The sequence below is a fragment of the Microbispora sp. H11081 genome, from assembly GCF_012999535.1.
Classification (GTDB): Bacteria; Actinomycetota; Actinomycetes; order Streptosporangiales; family Streptosporangiaceae; genus Microbispora.
This window is the reverse complement of record NZ_JABBWV010000016.1, coordinates 74,904-97,281: the sequence shown is the minus strand read 5'-3', so window position 1 is coordinate 97,281 and position 22,378 is coordinate 74,904. Positions and strand designations below refer to the sequence as shown.

At 72.0% G+C, this 22,378-nt stretch carries 21 protein-coding genes; 10 read left to right on the top strand and 11 right to left on the bottom strand.

The window, feature by feature from the left end; genetic code table 11:
- The first annotated feature begins 348 nt into the window (after positions 1 to 348).
- Complete coding sequence (locus HHX31_RS29165; RefSeq protein WP_169952191.1) at positions 349 to 1,548, top strand: damage-control phosphatase ARMT1 family protein; 1,200 nt, start codon at positions 349 to 351, stop codon at positions 1,546 to 1,548.
- A 19-nt stretch (positions 1,549 to 1,567) separates the two neighbouring features.
- Here the strand turns inward: HHX31_RS29165 and HHX31_RS29160 are convergent, their stop codons facing one another.
- The 3 genes from HHX31_RS29160 to map all read right to left on the bottom strand — a co-directional run bounded on the left by HHX31_RS29160 (position 1,568) and on the right by map (position 3,835).
- The gene (locus HHX31_RS29160; protein ID WP_211590480.1) at positions 1,568 to 2,248 is read right to left on the bottom strand and encodes a VC0807 family protein; all 681 of its coding nucleotides are present in this window, start codon (positions 2,246 to 2,248) and stop codon (positions 1,568 to 1,570) included.
- A gap of 108 nt (positions 2,249 to 2,356) precedes the next feature.
- Positions 2,357 to 2,995 carry a LysE family translocator gene (locus HHX31_RS29155; RefSeq protein WP_169952189.1) on the bottom strand — a complete coding sequence of 213 codons (639 nt, stop codon included), beginning with the start codon at positions 2,993 to 2,995 and terminating at the stop codon, positions 2,357 to 2,359.
- Positions 2,996 to 3,067: 72 nt separating this feature from the next.
- Positions 3,068 to 3,835, bottom strand: a complete 768-nt coding sequence (map, locus tag HHX31_RS29150) for a type I methionyl aminopeptidase (RefSeq protein ID WP_169952187.1) — start codon at positions 3,833 to 3,835, stop codon at positions 3,068 to 3,070.
- Between the two features lie 54 nt (positions 3,836 to 3,889).
- Between map and HHX31_RS29145 the strand changes: the two genes are divergently transcribed.
- Positions 3,890 to 4,165 (top strand): helix-turn-helix domain-containing protein, encoded by a 276-nt coding sequence (locus HHX31_RS29145; protein ID WP_169952185.1) that lies wholly within the window; start codon positions 3,890 to 3,892, stop codon positions 4,163 to 4,165.
- Positions 4,166 to 4,452: 287 nt separating this feature from the next.
- Positions 4,453 to 5,277 carry a cellulose binding domain-containing protein gene (locus HHX31_RS29140; RefSeq protein ID WP_169952183.1) on the top strand — a complete coding sequence of 275 codons (825 nt, stop codon included), beginning with the start codon at positions 4,453 to 4,455 and terminating at the stop codon, positions 5,275 to 5,277.
- Between the two features lie 58 nt (positions 5,278 to 5,335).
- Here the strand turns inward: HHX31_RS29140 and HHX31_RS29135 are convergent, their stop codons facing one another.
- Positions 5,336 to 6,442 (bottom strand): ABC transporter substrate-binding protein, encoded by a 1,107-nt coding sequence (locus HHX31_RS29135; protein WP_169952182.1) that lies wholly within the window; start codon positions 6,440 to 6,442, stop codon positions 5,336 to 5,338.
- An 88-nt stretch (positions 6,443 to 6,530) separates the two neighbouring features.
- On the bottom strand, positions 6,531 to 7,409 hold the full coding sequence (locus HHX31_RS29130) for a LysR family transcriptional regulator (RefSeq protein WP_169952180.1): 879 nt from the start codon (positions 7,407 to 7,409) through the stop codon (positions 6,531 to 6,533).
- A gap of 75 nt (positions 7,410 to 7,484) precedes the next feature.
- Here HHX31_RS29130 and HHX31_RS29125 point away from each other — a divergent pair, with 75 nt between their 5' ends.
- The 3 genes from HHX31_RS29125 to HHX31_RS29115 are packed head-to-tail and all read left to right on the top strand — an operon-like array spanning position 7,485 to position 9,555.
- Positions 7,485 to 8,444 (top strand): threonine/serine dehydratase, encoded by a 960-nt coding sequence (locus HHX31_RS29125; protein ID WP_169952178.1) that lies wholly within the window; start codon positions 7,485 to 7,487, stop codon positions 8,442 to 8,444.
- Positions 8,445 to 8,477: 33 nt separating this feature from the next.
- Complete coding sequence (locus HHX31_RS29120) at positions 8,478 to 9,110, top strand: TetR/AcrR family transcriptional regulator (RefSeq protein WP_169952176.1); 633 nt, start codon at positions 8,478 to 8,480, stop codon at positions 9,108 to 9,110.
- A gap of 1 nt (position 9,111) precedes the next feature.
- Positions 9,112 to 9,555 carry a thioesterase family protein gene (locus tag HHX31_RS29115; RefSeq protein ID WP_169952174.1) on the top strand — a complete coding sequence of 148 codons (444 nt, stop codon included), beginning with the start codon at positions 9,112 to 9,114 and terminating at the stop codon, positions 9,553 to 9,555.
- An 11-nt stretch (positions 9,556 to 9,566) separates the two neighbouring features.
- On the opposite strand, the gene HHX31_RS29110 is transcribed toward HHX31_RS29115, so the two are convergent.
- Both HHX31_RS29110 and HHX31_RS29105 read right to left on the bottom strand, forming a co-directional pair.
- Positions 9,567 to 10,319: a hypothetical protein gene (locus tag HHX31_RS29110; protein ID WP_169952172.1), complete on the bottom strand. Its 753-nt coding sequence runs from the start codon at positions 10,317 to 10,319 to the stop codon at positions 9,567 to 9,569.
- 17 nt (positions 10,320 to 10,336) lie between these two features.
- The gene (locus HHX31_RS29105; RefSeq protein WP_169952170.1) at positions 10,337 to 12,121 is read right to left on the bottom strand and encodes a substrate-binding and VWA domain-containing protein; all 1,785 of its coding nucleotides are present in this window, start codon (positions 12,119 to 12,121) and stop codon (positions 10,337 to 10,339) included.
- Positions 12,122 to 12,320: 199 nt separating this feature from the next.
- Between HHX31_RS29105 and HHX31_RS29100 the strand changes: the two genes are divergently transcribed.
- Positions 12,321 to 13,262 (top strand): hypothetical protein, encoded by a 942-nt coding sequence (locus tag HHX31_RS29100; protein ID WP_169952168.1) that lies wholly within the window; start codon positions 12,321 to 12,323, stop codon positions 13,260 to 13,262.
- 398 nt (positions 13,263 to 13,660) lie between these two features.
- Positions 13,661 to 15,028: a cellulose binding domain-containing protein gene (locus HHX31_RS29095; protein ID WP_211590478.1), complete on the top strand. Its 1,368-nt coding sequence runs from the start codon at positions 13,661 to 13,663 to the stop codon at positions 15,026 to 15,028.
- Positions 15,029 to 15,142: 114 nt separating this feature from the next.
- Here the strand turns inward: HHX31_RS29095 and HHX31_RS29090 are convergent, their stop codons facing one another.
- Positions 15,143 to 16,495, bottom strand: coding sequence for a M20/M25/M40 family metallo-hydrolase (locus tag HHX31_RS29090; RefSeq protein WP_169952166.1), 1,353 nt, complete (start codon positions 16,493 to 16,495; stop codon positions 15,143 to 15,145).
- Between the two features lie 247 nt (positions 16,496 to 16,742).
- Here HHX31_RS29090 and HHX31_RS29085 point away from each other — a divergent pair, with 247 nt between their 5' ends.
- Together HHX31_RS29085 and ald are read left to right on the top strand one after the other, a co-directional pair.
- The gene (locus tag HHX31_RS29085; RefSeq protein WP_169952164.1) at positions 16,743 to 18,125 is read left to right on the top strand and encodes an aspartate aminotransferase family protein; all 1,383 of its coding nucleotides are present in this window, start codon (positions 16,743 to 16,745) and stop codon (positions 18,123 to 18,125) included.
- Between the two features lie 68 nt (positions 18,126 to 18,193).
- Positions 18,194 to 19,309 carry an alanine dehydrogenase gene (gene ald, locus HHX31_RS29080; RefSeq protein ID WP_169952162.1) on the top strand — a complete coding sequence of 372 codons (1,116 nt, stop codon included), beginning with the start codon at positions 18,194 to 18,196 and terminating at the stop codon, positions 19,307 to 19,309.
- A 101-nt stretch (positions 19,310 to 19,410) separates the two neighbouring features.
- Here ald and HHX31_RS29075 read toward each other — a convergent pair whose 3' ends face one another.
- Genes HHX31_RS29075 through HHX31_RS29065 form a run of 3 tightly spaced genes read right to left on the bottom strand, consistent with a single transcriptional unit; the run spans position 19,411 to position 22,268 of the window.
- Positions 19,411 to 20,868: a tetratricopeptide repeat protein gene (locus HHX31_RS29075; RefSeq protein WP_169952160.1), complete on the bottom strand. Its 1,458-nt coding sequence runs from the start codon at positions 20,866 to 20,868 to the stop codon at positions 19,411 to 19,413.
- Positions 20,869 to 20,927: 59 nt separating this feature from the next.
- On the bottom strand, positions 20,928 to 22,064 hold the full coding sequence (locus HHX31_RS29070) for a sulfite exporter TauE/SafE family protein (protein WP_169952159.1): 1,137 nt from the start codon (positions 22,062 to 22,064) through the stop codon (positions 20,928 to 20,930).
- Positions 22,065 to 22,067: 3 nt separating this feature from the next.
- The gene (locus tag HHX31_RS29065; protein ID WP_211590477.1) at positions 22,068 to 22,268 is read right to left on the bottom strand and encodes a hypothetical protein; all 201 of its coding nucleotides are present in this window, start codon (positions 22,266 to 22,268) and stop codon (positions 22,068 to 22,070) included.
- Between the last annotated feature and the right edge of the window lie 110 nt (positions 22,269 to 22,378).

Here is a 22,378-nt window from a genome sequence, read left to right as displayed (position 1 = left end):
AGGTACGACTCCCGTGGTATGGCTGCAATCCCGTATTGTCATGAAATTTGACTGTAACGGTTCTGGATGGGTCGCCCGACGGGCGGTTCATCCCCAATGAAACGCGTTCTTGTCAGGCCTCCGGTCGCGCCTCCGTCGATCGGGTTACCCGCTGGTAGGAATCCATGGGAACGAAACAATTAGAACGCGTTTCAGTTCGCTTCGGCGCCATCATGTGTCAGTAGGCATGCGGGCCAGGGTCACCCGACACGTTCGGTATCGGTCCTTCGCGCCCCCGCCGCCCCCGGTCGCTCGGCCGCTGCGGTTTACTGGCGGTGTCGTTCCGCGAGCCGAGGGAGGATGGCGGGGATGAATGGCGCCCGCGACGAGACGGTGGAGGACGCCCCGCCCATCCCACCGCCGATCATGGGGAACGTCCCCGGCTCGTACGCCCTGAGCGTCTTCAGGGAGCGGCATCCGGTCCTCGTCCGCCAGGTCGCGGAGGCTCTGCCGTACGACCCGGACCGGCGACGCGCGCTCGACCGGCTGCTCGACGAGGTCGTACGCGACGTCATGGCGCCGCTTGAGCCGTCGGCGCACGACGGCGCCGAATGGGCCGAGTGGGGACGCGGCAAGATCGGCGGACGCTACGTCGACGTGCCGTTCCTGTGGGCCGAGAGCTACTTCTACCGCAAGCTGCTCGAAGCGACCGGATACTTCGGCGACGGCCCGTGGCGCGGGGTCGATCCGTTCGGCCCCATGAAGCAGGCCGAACTCGACGGCCCGGTCGTGGACGGGGAACTGGCGGCGCTCGACGAGACGGAGACGCTCTCCCCGGCCGATCGGGCCGAGGCGCTGCTGCTCGGCTCGCTCTGGGGCAACCGCGCCGACCTGTCCTTCGGCGTCACCCTCGACGGAGACCGCGAGAGGGCGGCGGACCTGGTGGTGGACGACTCCCCGCTGCTGTGGTCGCTCATCGAGGCCGCCGCACCGGGCAGGATCTGCCTGGTCGCCGACAACGCGGGCCGCGAACTCCTGCCCGACCTGGTGCTCGTCGACCATCTGCTCGCCCGCGGGCTCGCGGGCGAGGTCGTCCTCCACGTCAAGCCCGTCCCCTACTTCGTGTCCGACGCCACCCCGGCCGACGTGCTGGCGTGCCTGCGGCGGCTCGCCGCGGCGCCCGGCCGGGCGGGGGAGGCCGGCGCGCGCCTGTGGGCCGCGATGGAGGAGGGGCGTCTCAGGCTGCGGGCGCATCCCTTCGCCTGCGCCCCGCTGCCCTACTCGGACATGCCGGACGACCTGGGGGAGGAGTTCGCGGCGGCCTCGCTGACCGTCCTGAAGGGCGATCTCAACTACCGGCGGCTCGTCGGCGACCGGACATGGCCGGCGACCACACCGTTCGCGACGGTCACCGGCTACTTCCCCGGGCCTGTCGTCGCGCTGCGCACGCTGAAGTCGGACGCGCTCGTCGGCGTGCCGGAGCGCACGCTGGCGGAGCTGGACGCGGCCGGCCACTCCCGGGGCTGGCGTACCGGCGGCACCCACGCCATGGTCCAGGCCCGCCCCTGATCGGCCCGGACGGTCCGCGCTAGCGCGCGGCCTCGGCCCTGACCATCGCCATGATCGGTCCGGAGGCGAACGCCCCCGCGAGCACGAGCCCCAGCATGATCGCGGCGATCAGCATCACGTTGGACAGCCAGACCATGGTGGACACCGGCAGCGTGAACGCGCCGACCAGCCGGGCCACGCACTCGGCGAGCAGCACCCCGCCCCAGATGCCGCTGAAGTTCCGTACGGCCCGGCGGAACCGGGGGGACCGCTCCGCGAGCCGGTCCCACGCGGCCTCCCTCGCCGCGTTCCCCCTGGTGATGAACGGGCGCATGCCCGCCGTCATCACCGGCTGCCGGGTGAACGCCGACAGCATGATCACCAGGCTCAGCACGCCGCTGAGACCGGAGTCCTTGGCGATCATCATGCGGCCGTCGCCGGTGACGAAGCTCAGCGCGACACCGGCCGCGTTGACCGCCAGCGTCAGCCCGGCCAGCCCGTTCAAGGTCCGGTCGCGGACGACCCCCCAGGCCACCCGTACGGCCGGGATCACGGCGCTCGCGGTCAGCGCGGCGACCTCGCCCACGCCGAACGCGCCGTGCAGGACGTAGTAGCAGACCAGTGGCGCGGCGACGTCCAGCGCCAGCGGCGTGAGCGACGTGCTGAGGTTGTTCCGCCGAGGCCGCACCGCTTGCGGCGGCGTGGTCAGGGTCTGCGTCATCGGCTCCTCCTGGTCGTCTCTACGCACGCGTCAAGCGTCCCGGAAACCGGAGGAGCCGGGCAGATCCCGAAATCCCGATCGCGGCAGTACGAATGTCCTGGGTGGTGGTCAGAGCTTCCTGGCGCCCTCGGTGGCCAGGGCGGCCACCGCGCCGAGACCCAGGTAGGCGACGCCACTGCCCCGGTCGAGCCGCCGCCGGGCGCGGGCCGAGGAGCGCAACCGGCCGGCGAGCACCGACGCCAGCAGCGCGTACGTGCCGTCGCTGGCCATGCCGAGCGCGACCCACACGGCCCCGAGCACGAGCACCTGCGGCGCCACCGGGCCGCGCGCCGGATCGACGAACTGCGGCAGGAACGCCAGGAAGAACATGGCGGTCTTCGGGTTCAGCACGTTGACCACCAGCCCTTCGGTGAACAGCCGGGGGTTGGAAGCCGTCGTGACCGCCGCGTCCTCCGCCTCCGTCCGCCGCACGAGCTTGCGGATCCCCAGGTAGACGAGGTAGGCCGCGCCGAGGTACTTCACGACGGCGAACGCCGTTGCCGAGGCGGCGAGCAGCGCGGTGATGCCGAACGCCGCGGCGGCGATGTGCACCAGAGAGCCGGCGTGGACGCCGAGCACCGAGACCAGCCCCGCGGAACGGCCCTGGGCGACGCTGCGGGTGACGATGTAGAGCACGGCGGGTCCCGGGACCACGAGCAGCGCCAGCGTGGCGGCGGCGAACAGGGCGAGTGTTGTCAGCGTCGGCATGGCTCCGATGTTACGGACACCGTGCCTGCCCGGGCACTCCTATTTCGGGCCGGTGGTCCGGCCGGAATCCGGTCAGAGCATGGTCAGCACGCGTGGGCCGTCCTCGGTGACCGCGATCGTGTGCTCCATGTGCGCGGCCCTGCTGCCGTCCACGGTGTGCAGCGTCCAGCCGTCGCCCGCCGTGCGGTAACCGTCCCGGCCTCCGGCGATGAACATCGGCTCGATGGCCAGTGCGAGGCCGTGCCGCAGGGGGTAGCCCCGGCCTGGCCTGCCGTGGTTGGGCACCGACGGGTCCTCGTGCATGCGACGTCCGATGCCGTGGCCGCCGAAGTCCCTGGGCATGCCGTACCCGGCCTCCTCGGCGACCGCGCCGATCGCCGCCGAGATGTCCCCGATGCGGTTGCCCACGGTGGCGGCGGCGATCCCGGCGTCCAGGGCCCGGCGCGTGGTGTCGACGAGCGCCAGGTCCTCGGGGCGCGGGGCGCCCACGATGAACGTGACGGCGGCATCGGCCGTCCAGCCGTCGAGTTCCGCGCCGCAGTCGACGCCGACGACGTCACCGTCACGCAGCCGGTAGTCCGTCGGGATGCCGTGCACGATCGCGTCGTTGACGGACGCGCAGATCACGGCGGGAAACGGTGTCGGCGCGAACCGCGGCCGGTAGCCGAGGAACGGCGAGCTCGCCCCGGCCTCGCGCAGCACCGCCCGCGCCGTCTCGTCCAGGTCCGTGAGCCGCACCCCGATGGCCGCGGTCTTCCGTACGGCGTCGAGGACGCGGGCGACCACACGGCCCGACTCCCGCATCGCGTCCAGCGCGGCGTCGGTCTTGATCTCCACCATGACATGGCCCTTCCGAGTGGCGCCAATAACAATACCGGTATTAGTATCACGGTCATGGTGAGAGTGCCCCTGACCCCCGAGGAGCGGCTGCGGGGGGAGAAGTTCGGCGCCCTGCTCCGGCAGGCGCGCGGCGAGCGCAGCATGGTCGAGGTCGCGGCGGCGGCCGGGCTGTCGGCCGAGACACTGCGCAAGATCGAGACCGGCCGCGCCCCGACCCCGGCCTTCTTCACCGTCGCCGCACTCGCCGCCGCGCTGGGGCTGTCGCTGGACGAACTGGCCGCCGCCTGCGCCGAGGGCCCGCCTGCCGGCGGCCTGCGCCAAGCCGGCTGACGCTCGGGCGCCTGCCACCCCGGCGCATGAGGAAGCGGCCCCGGGGGGCCGTTCTTTCTGAATCTTTCACCGGTCCGCGGGCGCGGCGGCCTTCCGCCCCCGGCCACCGTGCGCCGGTGTTCCCCGAGGTGGGAAGGCACGGGCCGGCCCGTGCCCGGCCACGTACCGGCGACGGCCGCCCGCCGGAATTCCTGTACAGCGGGCGAGGGAGAACCGACGCTGGGAGCATCGCCGGCGATCAGCGGCAGCCGGCCGGACGGTGTGGTCAGCTCACCACGGAGGTGCCGATGCGATTCCCCCACGGCCGGTTACGTCGCTCGGCAGTCCTCGCGGCCGTACTGGCCACGGCGGCCACCACGGCCGGGCTCGTCCCGGGCACGGCCGGCGCCGCCGTCTCCTGCCGGGTCACGTACGTGACCTCGCAGTGGGGAGTGGGCGGAGGCGGCTTCACGGCCAGTGTGGACGTCGCCAACACCGGCGACCACATCGCGGGCTGGACGCTGACGTTCACCTTCCCCGGCTCGCAGCGGCTCTCGTACGGCTGGTCGGCGCAGTGGGCGCAGACCGGCAACCTGGTCGCCGCCTCGGTCCCGGCCGGCTCGATCTCGCCCGGCGCGTCGGCCACCGTCGGATTCAACGGCACCTGGAGCGGGAGCAACCCGCCGCCGACGAACTTCGCCGTCAACGGCGTGCCGTGCGTGGCCGGCCCGCAGCCCAGCCCGGCCCCCACTCCCGTTCCTTCGCCGAGCCCGAGCGCCACGCCGAGCGTCGTCGTCTCGCCCGAGTCCATCGCCGTGCCCGAGGGCGGCTCGGCCGTCATCTACGTGCGGCTCAGCCAGCGCCCGTCGTACGGATGGGTGACGGTCGACAGCGAGCGGCTGCTGGGCGATTCCGACCTGTCCATCGGCCCACGGCTGCTCTTCCCCGCCGACGAGTGGGCCACCTGGCAGCCCCTCACCGTCTTCGCGGAGGAGGACGGCGACGCGGAGGACGGCACCGCCACGTTCATGTCCCGGATCAGCCAGCTCCCGGGCAGCGGCGTCGCCCTGTGGAACGTCCGGGAGGTGGACAACGACGCCGCGACACCGTCGCCCGCGCCGAGCCCGAGCTGACCGTCGTCAGAAGTAGCGCGGAAAGAGATCGGTCGCACCTTTGCGGTGCGGCGCCTGTTCAGGCCAGGACGCGGAAGCGAGCGGGGTCCGCCGGATCCCTGTCGGCGACCTGGACCGGCGGCCACGCCCATTGCCACACGCCGATACCCGGCACGCGGGAGAACCGGATCAGCCCGCGGGTGCCCTCGACCGCCACATGTGGCCAGGACGCGGCGACGCGCGCCCGGTCCATGCCGCCGGAGCGCAGCACGCCGGCGAGGACGGCGATCGTGTCGTAGCCCTCGAAGGCGACGAAGGAGGGCGCTTGGGCCAGCCGCTCGCGCAGGGCCGTCTCGACTCGCGCGCCGAGTGGGCCAAGACGCTCGGGCAGGTAACGCAGGAACGGGACCCCGGCGCCGTCGCCGCCCAGCGACCTCGCCCATTCGGCGAACTCCGGCTGCCCGGCCGGGGCGCCGATCATGATCTCGGTCAGGCGCCGGTCGCGGCGGACCGACCTGACGATCGGCACGGCCGGCTCCGGGTGGCCGGCCAGAAGAAGGAGGGCCGTAGCGCCACTGGCGGCGAGTTCGTCGCACACGGCGGTGGGGGTGAGCGCGCGCACGTCGAGTTCGACGACGGTGCCGCCGCGTGGAGCGAGGTGGTCGCGCAGGATGCGGGTGCCGGACGCCCAGTAGACACTCTGGTCGGCGGCCACGGCGATCCGGCTGTGGCCCGCGCCGAGGAGGAAGTCCGCGTAGATCCGCCAGCCGTGGGACTGCGCAGGGGCCAGGCGCGCGACCCATTTCGCCGGCCGCTCGGTGAGCGCGTCGAGAACCGCCGACGAGCAGAGGAACGGCAGGCCGAGGGCGTCGGCCCTGGCGGCGGCGGCACGGGCGACGACGCTGTGATACTCCCCCGCAAGGGCGGCCACGCCCAGGTGGGCCAGTTCGTCCACGGCCGCCGTGGCCCGGTGCGGATCGGCCGCCGTGTCCCGGACCACCAGCTCCAGCGGACTTCCCGCGATCCCGCCGGCGTCGTTGACGTCGCCGGCGGCCAGTTCCATCCCGGCGAGCAGGTGCCGGCCCGCCTCGACCCAGCCGGGCCGGGTCAACGGCGCGAGAACGCCGATCCGCACGGAGGATCCGCCGGTCCGCTCCGGCCCGGGCGGCGATGGTGGCGTGGTCATGCGTCGGCGTCTCCTTCATGGCGGGTCGGGCGATCGACCGGTTCACCGTGGTAGTGGTGCGGGACATCGGCCCGCGTCCGCGGACCTGTCACGCGTCTTTCCGGGACAGGAGCGCGGCGATCAGGGCCGCGGTGGCAGGCGGGTCGGGCGGCTCGCCGTACGTGGCCGCGTAGACGCGGCGGGGCGGGCCGGACAGCTCGGACACCCGCATGTCCGGATGCCGGTGGGCCGACAGCGCCAGCCGGGGGAGGACCGTCACGCCCAGCCCTGCCGCGACCATCGCCTGCACGGCCACGTAGTCGTCGGTGGTGAACGAGATCCGCGGCTCGAAACCCGCCTCGGCGCACAGCGCGAGCAGGTGGGCCCGGCACCGCTCGCAGCCCGCGATCCACGCCTCGTCCGCGTACGCCGCCAGGTCCGCCGCGCCGTCGTGCGCGGCGGAGGTGACGAGGAGGCTGGGGTCGTCGAGCAGGTGGACCAGCCGGACACCGTCGTCCTCAGGGCCGCTCTCGCCGTACCGGAAGATCACGGCGACGTCGGCCCCACCCGCCCGCAGCAGCCGCAGCGCCTCGGGCGGCTCGGCCTCCATCAGCCGCAGATCCAGCCCGGGGTGGTCCCGGGCGAGCCGCGCGGCGGCGGCCGGGATGAACGTGCCGAGGGCGGAAGGGAACGCGGCCAGCCGCACGCGCCCGGCCCGCAGCCCGACGTGCGCGGACAGCTCCTCGGACGCCGCGTCGAGGCGGCCGAGGATCTCCGCGCCCCGCTCGGCGAGCAGGTGGCCCGCCTCGGTGAGGCGGATGCCGCGGCCCACCCGCTGCACCAGTCGCGCGCCGGTCTCCGCCTCCAGGCGGGCGAGGTGGTGGCTCACCGACGGCTGCGAGTAGTGCAGTTCCCGCGCCGCCGCGGTCACCGTGCCGGTCCTGGCCACAGCCACCAGCACCCGCAGCCGTACGACGTCGAGCGGCATTCATCGATCCCGTCTATGGATTCGCCTCAGAAGTTCAGTTGGACCTATTGTCCGGCACCGGGCCAGGCTGGGGCCATGACGAACATCCGCGACATCCGCGACATCCTGGACGCCCGGCGGCTCATCGCCCCCCACCTGCCCGAGACCCCCATGTGGTCCTATCCCGTGCTCGACCGGGCCGTGGGCGCCGAGGTGCACGTCAAACACGAGAACGTCCAGCCCACGGGGGCGTTCAAGGTCCGCGGCGGCATCACGCTGCTGGCCCGAATGAACGACAGGGCCCGCGGGGTCGTCGCGTACTCGACCGGCAACCACGCCCAGTCCGTCGCGTACGCCTGCCGCCTGTACGGCGTGCCGTGCGCGGTCCTCATGCCGGAGAACCCGAACCCGGCCAAGGTCGCGGCGGTCCAGGCGCTGGGGGCGGCCGTCGAGGTCCGGGGCGCGACGATGGTGGAGGCCGCCGGGCACGCGCGCGACCTCGCGGAGCGCACCGGACGCAGGCTGATCAGCCCGGCCGACGAGCCGGACATCCTGGCCGGGGTGGGCACGCTTTATGTCGAGATGTTCACCGCCCGGCCGGACCTGGAGGCGGTGTTCGTGCCCGTGGGTAGCGGCAGCGGGGCCGCCGCCGCGTGCCTCGCCGCCGCCGCGCTCGCGCCGGGCTGCCAGGTGATCGCCGTTCAGTCGGCCCAAGCCCCGGCCGCGTACGACTCCTGGCGGCTGGGGGAGCTCGTGACCCGGCCGGTCAAGACCGTGGTGGAGGGGCTCGCGACCGGCTCGGCGTTCGCGACGCCGCAGGCGGTGATGCGGGAGAGGCTGGCCGGTTTCGTGCTGGTGGACGATGACGACATCCTGCGGGCACAGCGCCTCCTGCTCGCCGAGGCCCACACCCTGGCCGAGGGCGCGGGAGCGGCCGCCCTCGCGGGGCTGCTAGCCAGGCGGGAGGAGTTCGCCGGGCGGAAGGTCGCCGTCGTCTGCACGGGCGGCAACGCCGGCCCGGCCGAGCTGGGCCGCCTGCTGGAGGCGGCAGAATAGACGACCGATCGGTCGGTCGTATATTGTGCGGGGGTGACACACGACGGCCGGCGGCTACGCGGACTGCGCAGCCGCGAGACGATCCTGCGGCAGGCGGTGGAGCTGTCCTCCGTCGAAGGGCTCGACGGGCTCTCCCTCGGGCGGCTCGCGACGGCGACCGGGGTCAGCAAATCCGGGCTTTTCGCGCACTGGCCCGACAAGGAGCACCTGCAGCTCGACGCCGTGGAATGGGCCGTCCGGCAGTGGACCGAGCAGGTGGTTGGGCCCGCTATGCGCGCCCCCGCCGGCGTACGCCGCCTGTTCGCGCTGCACGAGGCGCGGCTCACCTTCTACCGCGACGGTGTGCTGCCCGGCGGATGCTTCTTCTTCGCCGTCCAGGCCGAGTTCGACGACCGTCCCGGCGCCGTCCGCGACCGCCTCTCGCGGTCCATGCGCGAGTGGCAGGGGCTCATCCGCGGCATGGTCGCGGAGGCCGTGACGCTCGGCGAACTCGTCGACGACGCCGATCCGGCCCAACTGGCCTTCGAGATCGAGGCGCTCGGCGAGATGGTGATCGTCCATTCCCGGCTGTACGACGGGGCGCAGGCCCTCGTCCATTCCCGCCGTGCCGTGCTCGCGCGGCTGCGTGCGCTCTGCCCCGACCCCGAACTTCTCCCGGAGGACTGACATGACCGCAGGTGGCGTCCACGAGACCGTCCAGGTGCACTTCGACGACCTCGACGCGATGGGGCTGCTGCACAACTCGCGCTACGCCGTGCTGGTCGAGCGGGCGATCGGCGCGTTCTGGCACCGGCTCGGCTGGGCGTCGGACCCCGCCAGGTCGGCGTTCAGGGACGTGCTCATGGCCGTCCGCGAGTTCAAGGTGACCTACCACGTGCCCATCGCGGAGCCGGGCGAGCATTCGGTGCACTTCTGGCTGGAGCGGATGGGCCGCACCAGCGGGGTGTACGGCTTTCGCGTGCTGTCCGCGGACCGCGCCACAGTGCACGCGGAGGGCTACCGCGTCAACGTCAACCTGGATCCGGCCACGTTCCGGCCGGTGCCGTTCAGCGACGAGATCCGCGCGGCCGCCGCGCCGCTGTGTCTCCCGGCGCTCACGGCGCTCCCATAGCAGCGCCGGATTCAGGGGCCGAGGTCGAGGCGGGTGGCCTCCTCGACCTCGTGCAGGCTCTGCCGGGTGAGCTCGAGCTCCGAGGTCAGGTCGTCGAGCGCCCGGGCGCCGCCGCCCCCGGCGTCGGCGGTCGCGGTCATGGCGGAGATCTCGACGGCCCGGGCGACCAGGCCGTCCAGGCTGATGGCGCCCGACTGCAGCCGGGCCAGCACCCGCTCGCGCGCGCCCGACAACCGGTCGTACACCCCGCGCTGGGCGTCCAGGGCGGCGATCGAACGGTCGAGCTCGCCCGCGACCTCCTGCCGGGCCGTCCGCCTGGCCTGCGTGAGCCGCGCGCGCTCCTGCTCGAGGAACCGGGGGTCGAAGCGGGCCAGCGCCGCGCCGGTGACCGAGGCGTGCCCGGCCAGCCGGCGCAGGGTCTCCACGGTGTCGTCCACCTGCGGGCGCATGGCGGCGATCCGGTCGAGCAGGATCTGCCCGCGCATCGAGGCGGCCAGATCGGCGAAGGACGCGGCGGCCTGCTCCGCCCGCCGCAGCCACGCCTCCTCCACGCTGCCGCGTGCGACAGGCGGGGCCTCCGGCCGCGTACGGCTCTCACCCTTCGTGGACTGCCAGGCGGAGGCGAACGCCTTGATGAGCCACACCCCCACCCCGGCGACGGCCACGCCCGCCGGGGGGAGGGCGACGGCCCAGGCCGCGCCGGCGGCAGTGGCGCCGAGGAGCAGCGCCCAGGGGTCGCGCAGTTCGTCGGTGAAGCGGGACACAGGCAGGGGGCTCCCGGTCAGAAGTTGGAGATCACAGCGGTGAACACCTCGTCGATGCTCCCCGGCTTGCGTGAATCGTAGGCCGCGGCGTCGGTGGTCTGCGAGATCCGCCGCAGGACGTCGAGGTCGGCGTCGGCGCCGTAGGCGATGGTGAACATCCGCACGGTCTCCTGCCCCGCCTCCTTGCGCAGTTCGGGCAGCAGATTGTCGAGCGAGATGGAGTTGTTGTCCTCGTTCTTGCCGTCGGTCAGGAACACGACCGCGTTGATCGCGTCGTCGCTCTGGTGCCGCGTCACGTGCTCGTACGACGCGAGGGCCGTGTCGTACAGGCCCGTGCCGCCGCTGGGGATCAGGCCGTTGATGCGGTTCTTGAGCCGCGACTGGTTGCCCGTGCCCAAGGGGACGAGCTCACGGTAGTCCTTGTCGCCGTCCTGCTTGAGGCTGAACAGCCAGAGGCCGACGCGGTCGTTCGGGCCGAACTGCGGCAGCGCGTTGATCGCGGCCTGCTTGGCGAGGTCGAGCTTGGTCTTGCCGGTGCCCGCGACGTCGGCGCCCATCGAGCCGGAGACGTCCATGACCATCAGGACGTTGGCGGGCTTGCGCAGTTCGGCCCAGCTGCCGAGGATCCGGTCGAGAACCCGTGGAGCCGGCGCGCTGAGCGTGGTGGCCGGTTGCTTGGGGTCGAGGCCGTTGGCGGTCGTGATGAGGTTGCCCGGCTTGCCGTCGAAGGACCGGAAGGCGTACTTCTCGAACACCTGCTGCCGCTCGGGCGCCTGGAGGTACTTCAGGAAGTCCGCCGCCGCGGCCTGCTTCGCGGCGTCCGCCCAGGACAGCACGGCGTACGGGTGGTCGGAGAGGAGCGTGCCCTCCTTGGGGTAGATCGCGACCAGCGGCACCTTCGGCTTGGCGTGGTCACCGAGCGTCTTCGGGTCGCCCGTCGGATTGCCCTGGTTGTAGTCCCACACCGACTTCTCCTCCACCGTGACGGCGGAGATGTACGACATGGCCGTCCCCGAGTCGTCGGCGTGCTGGAGGTTGGACAGGAAGGTCAGCGTGGTGTCGCCGTAGTGGACGATGGACCGCTCGACTCCCTTCACGAAGTCACGCGTCTTCGCCGCGGCCACGTCCCGCTCCGTCAGGTCGCCCGACAGGCCGGTGGCCGCGAAGTAGGCCCCCACGGTCGCGTTCAGGCCCGAGGTGGAGAAGTTCGGGTTGGTCTTGCCGAGCCGGAACCGCCCCCATTCCGGGTGGTCGTACCTCGCCCAGCCCTTCGGGTCGTTGGCCAGGTCCAGGATGTCGGACCAGCCGATCTCCTTGGACGGCCAGCCGAGCGCCTGGGCCATGGGCTTGGGCATCGCGATGACCAGGGGAGACGTGGCGACCGTCGGATTTTCCGCGGAAACAGGGGACGCCTGATCGCCGCCCTCGACGCGCTGCCGCAGGAGGGTGATCCAGCCGGTGCTCGCCGGCGTCCACACGTCGGGCTTCGGGCCGTCCTGCCGCTCGTCCCAGCCGCGCGCCAGCGCCTGCATCGCCCCGCCGGACGCCTTGGAGGTGACGACCACGTCGACGCAGCGCCCGTCCACCTCGCGGCCGTTGTAGTCCTTGGCCATCGTGCGCAGCAGTTCGGCCTTCTCGCTGGAGGCGGCGATGTTCAGCGTGATCCCGTCGCCGCCGCAGGCGCGTACGTCCGCCGTCCCGCCCCCGACGGCCTTCCCATCGCCGGACGCCCCGCCGAACAGCAGCCTCAACCCGACGATGAGCGCTCCCGCGAAGACGACCGCGACGATGAACGGAGCCATGCTGCGACGGCGCTTCTGCTGCGGTGGGGGGTACACGGTCTCCTCCATTGCTCCGGGATGCCTGCATTCATCCCGACGAATGGCGGTTCACCTTAGTTGCGGATCATCTCGTCTCGCTAACGCATCCACCCCTTTTCCCTCATCACATGGTTCGATGATCCTCCGTAATCTGTCGGTCACGCTGAGTAAAGTCCGCTCCATGCCGAAGCTCGTCCACCAGCAGACCGTCGACTTCTTCCACGACCGCCCCGTCGCCGCCGTGGAGTTGCTGCGCGCGGTCGGCGGCATCGACCCGCCCCGGTACGCCATGGCCACGGCGGAGGCGGCGGACGCCACGCAACTGACCCCCGTGGAGTACCGCGCGGACGCGGTCGTGGTGCTCCGCGATGACACGGGTGCGGCGTGCCTCGCGGTGATCGTCGAGGTGCAGTCGCGCCGCGACGCGCAGAAACGCTTCAGCTGGCCCGTGTACGTCGCCGCGCTGCGCGCCCGGCTGAAGTGCGACACCGCCCTGCTGGTGATCTGCCTGGACCGGGCGGTGGGCCGCTGGTGCGAGCAGCCCATCTCCATGGGCCCGAGCGGGATCGTCACACCGGTGGCGATTCATTCGGGCCGGCTGCCTCTGGTCACGGATCCGGAGGAGGCACGCACGCATCCCGAATTGGCCGTGCTGTCTGTGGCCATGAACGGCGACCATCCCGACATCGACAAGGGGCTGGAAGCCATGCTGGAAGGTCTCAAGGCGACGAGCCAGGAGGGCTTCCCGTTATATTTGAACTACGTGTTCGGCCAGATACCCACGGTAGCGGGCGAGCGACTTAAGGAGCTCCTGATGACAGCGTCAGCCGACTACGAGAAGGTCATCGGTGACCGCTACTTCGCCGAATGGGTGAACAAGGGCCGGGAGTTGGGCCGTCAGCAGGGACGAGAAGAGGGCCGGGAAGAGGGGCGGGAAGAAGGCCGGGAAGAGGGCCGTGCGGAGGGTGAGATCGAGGCGATCCTCGCCGTGCTCGACGCCCGGGGCTTGGAGATCCCCTCCGAGGCGCGTGAGCGGATCAGCCGCTGCTCCGACCTCAACATGCTGGGTAAGTGGATCCGCCGGGCGGTCACGGTGAACTCCGTCGACGACCTTTTCTCCTGAGGCTCGCGGGCCCTTCCCCTCCACCTGAACGCGTCGCGCCCGTTCCGCGCGGGCGCGGCCGTGATGCTCCCAGGCGACGCATTCTTGGTGCTCCGCGGCGGACGCGGGCGTGGCGTGCGCCGCTCGTCCCGGCCGCCTTGATAGTGAAACATTCAGCGAACTCCGCCGCCCTGCCAGCGGCGATACCGGTTCACCTGCGTGAAGGCGGGGGCGTCGAACCGCTTCGTTGACCGCCATCGCGCGCGCTCGTATGTTTGCGCTAACAGTCAGTGGCATGGACGCTGTTCACCTTTCTGAACGCCTCCGCTCCTTCCTGTGCGTGCCTCCCCGCTGTCCGCTCGTACGCCGGTCGCCCGGACCGGTGTGTTCATCAGCCATGCAACGAAAGGGAGAAAGCGATGTCCTTACGCAGACGTCCCCAGCTGATGCTGGGGGCGGCCACCGCGGTGGCGGTCGCGTCGGCGGGGTTCGCCGCCCTGGCGCCGGCGGCCAACGCGGCCCAGGGGTGCCGTGTGACCTACACGATCGCCTCTCAGTGGCAGGGCGGCTTCGTCGCCGATATCGCGATCACCAATCTCGGCGATCCGCTGTCGGACTGGACCCTCAAGTGGTCGTTCGGCGCCGACCAGCAGATCACCGGCGGCTGGGGCGCCACGTACTCGCAGAGCGGCACCGCGGTGACCGCCACGAATGTCTCCTACAACGGCTCGATCGGCACCGGCGGCACGACCTCGATCGGCTTCCAGGGGACCTTCGGGTCGTCGAATCCCGTGCCCTCGTCGTTCGTCCTGAACGGGACCGCCTGCACGGGCTCGGTCGGCGGGTCCCCGTCCGCCACGCCATCCCCGCCACGCAGTCCGTCGCCCAGCCCGAGCCCGACGCGTAGTCCGTCGCCCAGCCCGACCCCGACGCCCGGTGGTAACACCGGCGGCCTGGTCGGCTGGGCCGCGATGAACGGCGGCACCAGCGGCGGCGGCAACGCGGCCACGGTCTCGGTGAGCAGTGCCTCTGCCCTGACCAGCGCGATCCAGGGGACGACCGCCTCGGTGGTCCGGGTGTCCGGCACGATCTCGTGCTCGGGAATGCTCAGGGTCGGCTCGAACAAGACGATCGTCGGCGCGTCCGGCGCCGCGCTCGTCGGCTGCGGCCTGAACGTGTCCAACGCGAAGAACGTGATCATCCGGAACCTGACCTTCCGGAACTGGGACGACGACGCCATCAACGTGCAGTACTCGACCAACGTGTGGATCGACCACAACACGCTCTCCAACGGGTACGACGGCGCGATCGACGTCAAGCGGGCGAGCGACTACGTGACCGTGTCGTGGAACCGGGTCTTCAGCCACGACAAGACGATGCTGCTCGGCCACAGCGACGACAACGGCGCGGAGGACCGCGGGCACCTGCGGGTGACCTACCACCACAACTGGTTCGACGGCACCGTCCAGCGCAATCCACGTGTGCGCTTCGGCAACCCCGTGCACGTGTTCAACAACTACTACAACAACAACCGCGGGTACGGCGTGGCCTCCACGCAGGAGGCGGGCGTGCTGGTCGAGGGCAACTACTTCGAGAACGTCGGCGACCCCTACCACCGGGGCGAGGGATCGTCGCCTCCGGGCAACCTCGTGGCACGCGACAACTACAAGGTCGGGTCGGGAGGCGGCGACACCGGCGGCAGCGTGGCGTCCATTCCGTACTCCTACGCCCTCGACACCCCGTCGAGCGTGAAGTCGATCGTCATTGGCGGCGCCGGCGCGCGCTGAGCACCCCTGTCCGGCCAGGCGTACGATCCCCGGCCGCCGTCGCGCTCTCGCGGCGGCGGCCGGCGGGGGAGGGCCGTGATGAGCCTCAGGCCCTTCCCCGTCGCACGACCGGCGTCAGGCCGCGCCGTGCCAGCCGCCGTAGTCGGCGAGGAAGAGGGCCTCGGTCGTGATGACGCGGCGCAACTCCTCCAGGACGACCCGCTCGTTCGGGGCGTGGATCGAGGCGCCGTCGTCCTCGGCGCCGTACAGCAGGATCTCGGCCTCGGGGAACTGCCGGGCGAGGGCCGCCACCAGCGGGATCGAGCCGCCCTGGCCGACCTGGCGCGGCGCCCGGCCGAAGGCGCGTTCCATCGCCCGCTCGGCCGCGTTCATGGCGGGGCCGCCCGGCTCGATCTGGAAGCCGGAGCCGCTGACGAAGTCGCTGAACGAGACCTCGGCTCCCCACGGAGCGACCTTCTCCAGGAAGGCCGTCACGTCGTCCAGCGCCTGCCTGGCGTTCCCGCTCGCGGGGACGCGGATGGTGACGCGGGCCCGGGCCACCGCCTGGACCGCGTTGATCGCGCCGCTCACGGTCGGCACGTCCAGCCCGGTCACCGTGATCGAGTACGACGCCCAGAGCCGGTCGGCGAGCGAGCCGGTCCCGACCAGCGACACGTTGTCGAGCACCCCGGCGAGCGAGCGGAACTCCTCCTCCGGCGGCGCCGCGCCGGGGAAGGTCCCCGGTTCGAGGCCGGGCACCCGTACGTTCCCCTGGTCGTCGTGCAGGGAGGCCAGCATGCGCATGAGCGCGGTCAGCGCGTCGGGCGCGGCGCCGCCGAACGCGCCGCTGTGCACGGCCTCGGCGAGCGTGCGGACCTCCACGGTGAACGCGGCCATGCCGCGCAGCGACGTGGTGAGCGAGGCGTCGCCCACCTGGGGGTTGCCGACGTCGGCGATGACCATGGCGTCGGCGCGCAGCAGTTCGGGGTTGGCCTCGACGAACGACTCCAGGCGCTCGCCCGCGTACTCCTCCTGGCCCTCGATGATGACCTTGACGCCGACCGGGAACCGGCCGTCGAAGGCGCGCAGCGCGGCCACGTGGGTGATGACGCCGCTCTTGTCGTCGGCCGCGCCCCGGCCGTACATGACCCCGTCGACGACCGTGGGGTCGAACGGCGGGGTGCGCCACAGGGCGAGGTCGCCGGCGGGCTGCACGTCGTAGTGCGCGTAGAGCAGTACGGTCGGCGCTCCCTCGGGAGCGGGCGCCTCGGCGAACACGGCGGGGAAACTGCCCTCGATGGGGATCTGCCGGACGTGGGGAAGGCCGGCGGCGCGCAGCAGTCCCTCCACGAGCGCCGCGGCCTCAAGCACCGGGGCCTCGGGGTGGCCGGGGAACGCGACGGAGGGGATGGCGGCCAGACGCTTGAGATCCTCGACCGTCTGCGGCATGCCCTCTTCGACGACGCGCTCGATCTCCTCAGGTGTCACGGCGTTCTCCCCCGGATGTGCGTGGGTCTTCCCGGTGTTCGGTGGACCCAATTTGACCACACGGCCCGCGAGGCCCGTCTCGCGCGTCTGGACGGCCCCAATCTACCTTGACGGATTTCGTTGCTGTGGCATGTCGATGTAGCGGAATTCGAACTTCTTCCACACTGAAGCCACGTAATCACTTGGCAAACCGTGGAAGTGACGTGCAGACTGTCCCCAGCGACGGATCACCTGAGGGAAGGTTGCGATGACGCGCCCCGACAGTCTCAAGGCCGCACAGGACAATCTCTGGATGCACTTCACGCGCCACTCCTCCTACGCGGGAGGGGAGGTGCCCATGATCGTGCGCGGCGAGGGCGCCTACATCTACGACATCCACGGCAAGCGATACCTCGACGGACTCGCCGGACTGTTCGTGGTCCAGGTCGGCCACGGCCGCGCCGAGCTGGCCGAGGCCGCCGCCAAGCAGGCCCAGGAGCTCGCGTTCTTCCCGCTGTGGTCGTACGCGCACCCCAAGGCGGCCGAGCTGGCCGCGCGGCTCGCGTCGCTCACCCCCGGCGACCTCAACCGCGTCTTCTTCACCACCGGCGGCGGCGAGGCCGTCGAGTCGGCCTGGAAGCTGGCCAAGCAGTACTACAAGCTCAAGGGCAAGCCGCTGAAGACCAAGGTCGTCAGCCGGTCCATCGCCTACCACGGCACCCCGCAGGGCGCGCTGTCGATCACCGGCATCCCGGCGCTCAAGCAGGTGTTCGAGCCGCTGGTGCCCGGTGCGATCAAGGCTCCCAACACGAACCTCTACCGCGCCGACGAGATCTCCGGGTTCCCCGGCCTGGAGAAGGACCCGGAGGCGTTCGGCCGCTGGGCCGCCGACCAGATCGGCAAGGCCATCGAGATGGAGGGCCCGGAGACCGTGGCCGCCGTCTTCGTCGAGCCGGTGCAGAACGCCGGCGGCTGCTTCCCGCCGCCCCCCGGATACTTCCAGCGGCTGCGTGAGATCTGCGACGCCCACGACGTGCTGCTCGTGTCGGACGAGGTCATCTGCGCCTTCGGCCGCCTCGGCACGATGTTCGGCGGCCAGAAGTTCGACTTCGTGCCGGACATCATCACCTGCGCCAAGGGCCTGACCAGCGGTTACTCGCCGATCGGGGCGATGATCGCATCGGAGCGGCTGTTCGAGCCGTTCAAGAGCAGCACCGAGACCTTCGCGCACGGCTACACCTTCGGCGGCCACCCGGTGTCGGCCGCCGTCGCCCTGGCCAACCTCGACATCTTCGAGAGGGAGGGCCTGCTGGAGCACGTCACGGCCAACGAGCCGGTCTTCAAGGCCACTCTCGACCGGCTGCGTGACCTGCCGATCGTCGGCGACGTCCGCGGCTCGGGCTACTTCTACGGCATCGAGCTGGTCAAGGACAAGTCCACCAAGCAGACCTTCAACGAGGAGGAGTCGGAGCGCCTGCTGCGCGGATTCCTCTCCAAGGCGTTGTACGACGCCGGCCTGTACTGCCGGGCGGACGACCGTGGGGACCCGGTCGTGCAGCTCGCCCCGCCGCTGATCTGCGGCCCGAAGGAGTTCGACGAGATCGAGTCGATTCTCCGCGCGGTGCTCACGGAGGCGTGGGCACGCCTGTAGACCGTGGCGCTCGTGCGGCCGGGGTAGGGGGCGACCGTGACGAGTGACCACCTGAAAGGACACCACTCATGAAGATCGGCGTGCCCGCCGAGGTCAAAAACCATGAATACCGTGTCGCCGCCACCCCGGCCGGCGTCCACGAGCTTGTCCGTCACGGTCACGAGGTCGACGTCCAGCGCGGCGCCGGCCTCGGCTCCTCCATCACCGACGAGGAGTACCTCGCGGCCGGCGCCAAGATCGTCGAGAGCGCCGACGAGGTGTGGGCCGAGTCCGAGATGATCCTCAAGGTCAAGGAGCCGGTCGCCGAGGAGTACGACCGTCTCCGCGCGGACCAGATCCTGTTCACCTACCTCCACCTGGCCGCGTCCCGGCCGTGCACCGACGCCCTGCTCGCCGCCGGCACCACCGCCATCGCGTACGAGACCGTCCAGGCCGGCAACGGGCTGCCGCTGCTGGCCCCGATGTCTGAGGTCGCCGGGCGGCTCGCCCCCCAGGTCGGGGCGTACAACCTGATGCGCTTCAACGGTGGCCGCGGCGTGCTCCCGGGCGGCGTGCCCGGCGTGGCCCCCGCCAAGATCGTCGTGATCGGCGGCGGCGTCGCCGGCCTCAACGCGGCGCAGATCGCCGTCGGCATGGGCGCGGACGTGACGATCCTCGACGTCAACATCGACCGGCTGCGCTCCATCGACGCCATCTACCAGGGCCGGCTGAAGACGCTGGTCTCCACGTCGTACGCGATCGAGCGGGCCGTGCTGGAAGCCGACCTGGTCGTCGGCGCGGTGCTCATCCCGGGCGCCAAGGCCCCGAAGCTCGTCGGCAACGACCTGGTCTCCCGGATGAAGCCGGGCTCGGTGCTGGTCGACATCGCCATCGACCAGGGCGGCTGCTTCGAGGACTCCCGCCCGACCACGCACGACGACCCGACGTTCCTGGTGCACGAGTCGGTGTTCTACTGCGTGGCCAACATGCCGGGCTCGGTGGCCAACACCTCCACCTTCGCCCTGACGAACGCCACCCTGCCCTACGTCGTTAAGATCGCCGACAAGGGCTGGAAGGACGCGCTGCGCGCCGACCAGGCGCTCGGCCTCGGCCTCAACACCCACGCCGGCGTGCTCACCAACGAGCCTGTCGCGGTGGCCCACGACCTGTCGTACACGCCGGTCGCGGAGATCCTCGCCGCCTGATCGGGCACCTGATCGGGCACCTGATCGGGCACCTGGGGGGATGGACGGCGGGCGGGGCGGCGACGCGCCGCCCGCGCCCGCGCGGCAGGGGGCGTGATCGGTCAGGTGAGCCCGATCGCGAGGCGTCTGCGCAGGTCTCTCGCGGTGCCGAGCACGTGATCGACCTCGGCGGGGGTGGGCAAGGGGGCGGTGCCCGGCCGCAGCAGCGTGGCGCGCACCAGAGCGAGGTGCTCGACAGCGGCCCTGTGCAGTCCGCTCGCCCTGGCGAGCCGTCCCACGGTGTCCGCGGGACCGGTCTCGTCCGCGCCCGGCAGGCCGTCCGCGGCCAGGCTCCCGGTCGCCATCTCCGTGATGACCAGATCCCACGTGCCGAGGATCTCGACCAGGTCCGCCGGCTCCGCCGCGGAGTCGCCGCGCCTGCGCGCCGCCGCCACGGCCAGTTCGGCGCGCGCGGCCTGGCCGGGTTCGGCGGGCCGGCTCCAGTGGGGCGGGGGCGGGTCGAGCAGGCAGTCCTCGGCCTCCGGGGACGCGCCGAGCAGGGGCAGCAGCGTCCGCAGTTCGACCATCGCGCCGTGGTGCCCGAACTCGGCCGCGCGCCTGAACCACTGGCGCCCGCCCCTCAGGTCGTTGTGCTCCGCGACGAGCAGCAGCGCCAGGCGGAAGGCGGCCTCGGGGTCGTCGGCGGCGGCTCGCCCGTACCAGTAGGCCGCCGCCTGCTTGTCGTCCATCCGGGCGCTGACGAGGCCGGCCATCCGCCGCGCGTCTGGCCGCCCGGTGCGCGCCGCGCGTTCGAAGCAGGCGCGCGCGGTGGGTAAGTCGCCCCGGCGCAGCGCGAGGTCCCCGAGGCGGAAGGCCGCCCCGGGGTGGTCGGTGCGGGCCGCCAGCCGGTAGAAGGCCTCCGCGCCCTTCTCGTCGCGGGCCGTGTGCAGGAGCAGGGCCATGTGATAGGCGGCCTCGGCGTGTCCGCCGCGGGCCGCGTACTCCCACCAGTGCAGCGCCTCGGCCTCGTCGCCCGCGGCGTAGCCGAGGAAGCCCAGATCGTGGGCCGAGCGCAGGTCGCCGTCCAGGGCCGCCCTGAAGTGCCAGCGCCGGGCGCCCATGCCGTCGCCCTGGTCCTCGCACAGCAGGGCAAGCCGCCGGGCCGCGTGGCGCGAGCCGTCCTCGGCCGCCCGCTCGAACCACTGACGCGCCGCGTCGGCGTCGCCGCGCCTTTCGAGCAGCAGCGAGGCCAGGTTCGTCGCGGCGTCCGCGTCGCCGGTGGCCGCGGCCAGTTCGAACCAGCCGATGGCCTCCTCGGTCGTGCCGTGCGTGCGGTGCCACAGCCCGAGGTTGTAGGCGCTGTCGACGTTGCCAGCCCGCGCCGCCCTTTCCCACCAGTGCCGGGCGCCCAGTCGGTCGTCGCGCTCCGCGCACAGCCGGCCCAGCCGGTGCGCCGCGTCACGGTCGCCGTCGCGTGCCCTGTCGAGCAGGTTCGCCTCGGCCGGATCCAGGGGTTCAGAGGCACGCGGGACCGGTATCCCAGGCCAGGCCGCCGCCTCCGTCGCTCCCACTAGTGTCATGGGAGACAGGGTGGCACGTAACCGAGTTGTCACGGAGGGTTATTGGCAAGACGTTGGGGTCATGGGACGCGCTCGAACCTGACGAAGCCCACGTACATTCCCATGCCGCAGGCGTAGCGCAGCCGCCCCTCGGGACGGGCCGCGAGCCGCACCACGCGCTCGCCGTTCACGGGGAGCACGACGTCGTGGTCGTCGATCGCGACCGTGCGGGTGCAGCCCCCGTTGTCCCTCGTCCTGAAGACGATCTCGACGGGCCGGCCGGCGGCGGCGACCGCGACGCCTGGCCGGAAACCCCGTCCGGTCGCCCAGACCGTGAGCCGCTGTACGCCGTCGGCCCCGGTGAGCGCGCGACCCGCCGCGGCGGCGGGAGAGCCGAACCGCGCCTGCGAGAGGTCCGGCAGCCAGCCGCCGAGCCGCAGTCCCGAGCCGATGGTGAAGAGCCCGGCGGCCAGGGCCGCGACCCCCGCCAGGGCGGCCAGCCTGGTCGAGGCGAGCCTGCGCACCAGCAGTCCGAGGGCGGCGAGGGCGGGAGTAGTCCCGGTGGCGAGCCCCGCGAGCGCGGCGGCGCCCCCGGCCGCCGAACCCGTGGAGACGGCCACGACCTCCATGCCGACCGTGACGCCACAGGGAACGAGGATCGTGGCCATGCCCAGCCCGGCAGCCCGCACGACGGTGGGGGAGCGCGCACCGGCCCGCGTGGCCTTCGCGCCGGCCGCGCCGCATGCCGGAGGGCGATCACGCCCGAGGTCTGTGGTGGCGCGTCCTGGCAAGGCTCCGACGATCGGGACGCGTGCGGGCCCTTCTCCCGCCGGTGAGCAGCCCGTCTCGCGACGCCTGCGGAGCATCCGTACGGCGAGCACGACCACGACGGTCCCCGCGGCGACGAGCAAGGCCGCCCGGGTGCCAGGGCCGATTCGTACGGCCGCGCCCGCCAGACCGAGCAGCGCTCCGAGTGCGGTGTGGGCGGCCAGCCTGCCGGTCAGGAACGCGACCACCGGCGGGAGGGCGCGGGACGGGCGGCCCGCGTTCCCGGATGCGTTCTCAAAGGCGTTCGCAGAGGTGTTCGCAGTGGCGTTCCCCGGGGCCTTTCGGGAGACAAGGCCGATGAGGAGGCCGCCCTGTACGGCGGCGCACGACGCCGTGCCCGCGGCCAGGCCGGCGGCGAGGCCCCCGGCGAATAGGGCGGCCGGGTTCACGGGTCAGCCGGTGAGCGCGAGGTCGTCCAGTGCGCCGGTCTTCGCCGCCTCCACGAGCGAGCCGAGCTGGTCGAGGCTCATCTCCACCTTCTGGCCGAAGTCGTCGGTGATGACGACCTGACGCTCGGCCGGGGCGGCGGCGTCCACGAACAGCTCGGGGCAGCCGCAGCCGCAGTTGCCACAGAATCGGGCGATGGACTTCACGCCGGTCCTCCTCGTACGCCGGGGCCTTTGCTCGCAACGTAATGTGATCGCGTGGAGGCGGCCAGTAACAGTTCGCTGACCGGCCGGAGAGAAGACCGACACTCCCGGTG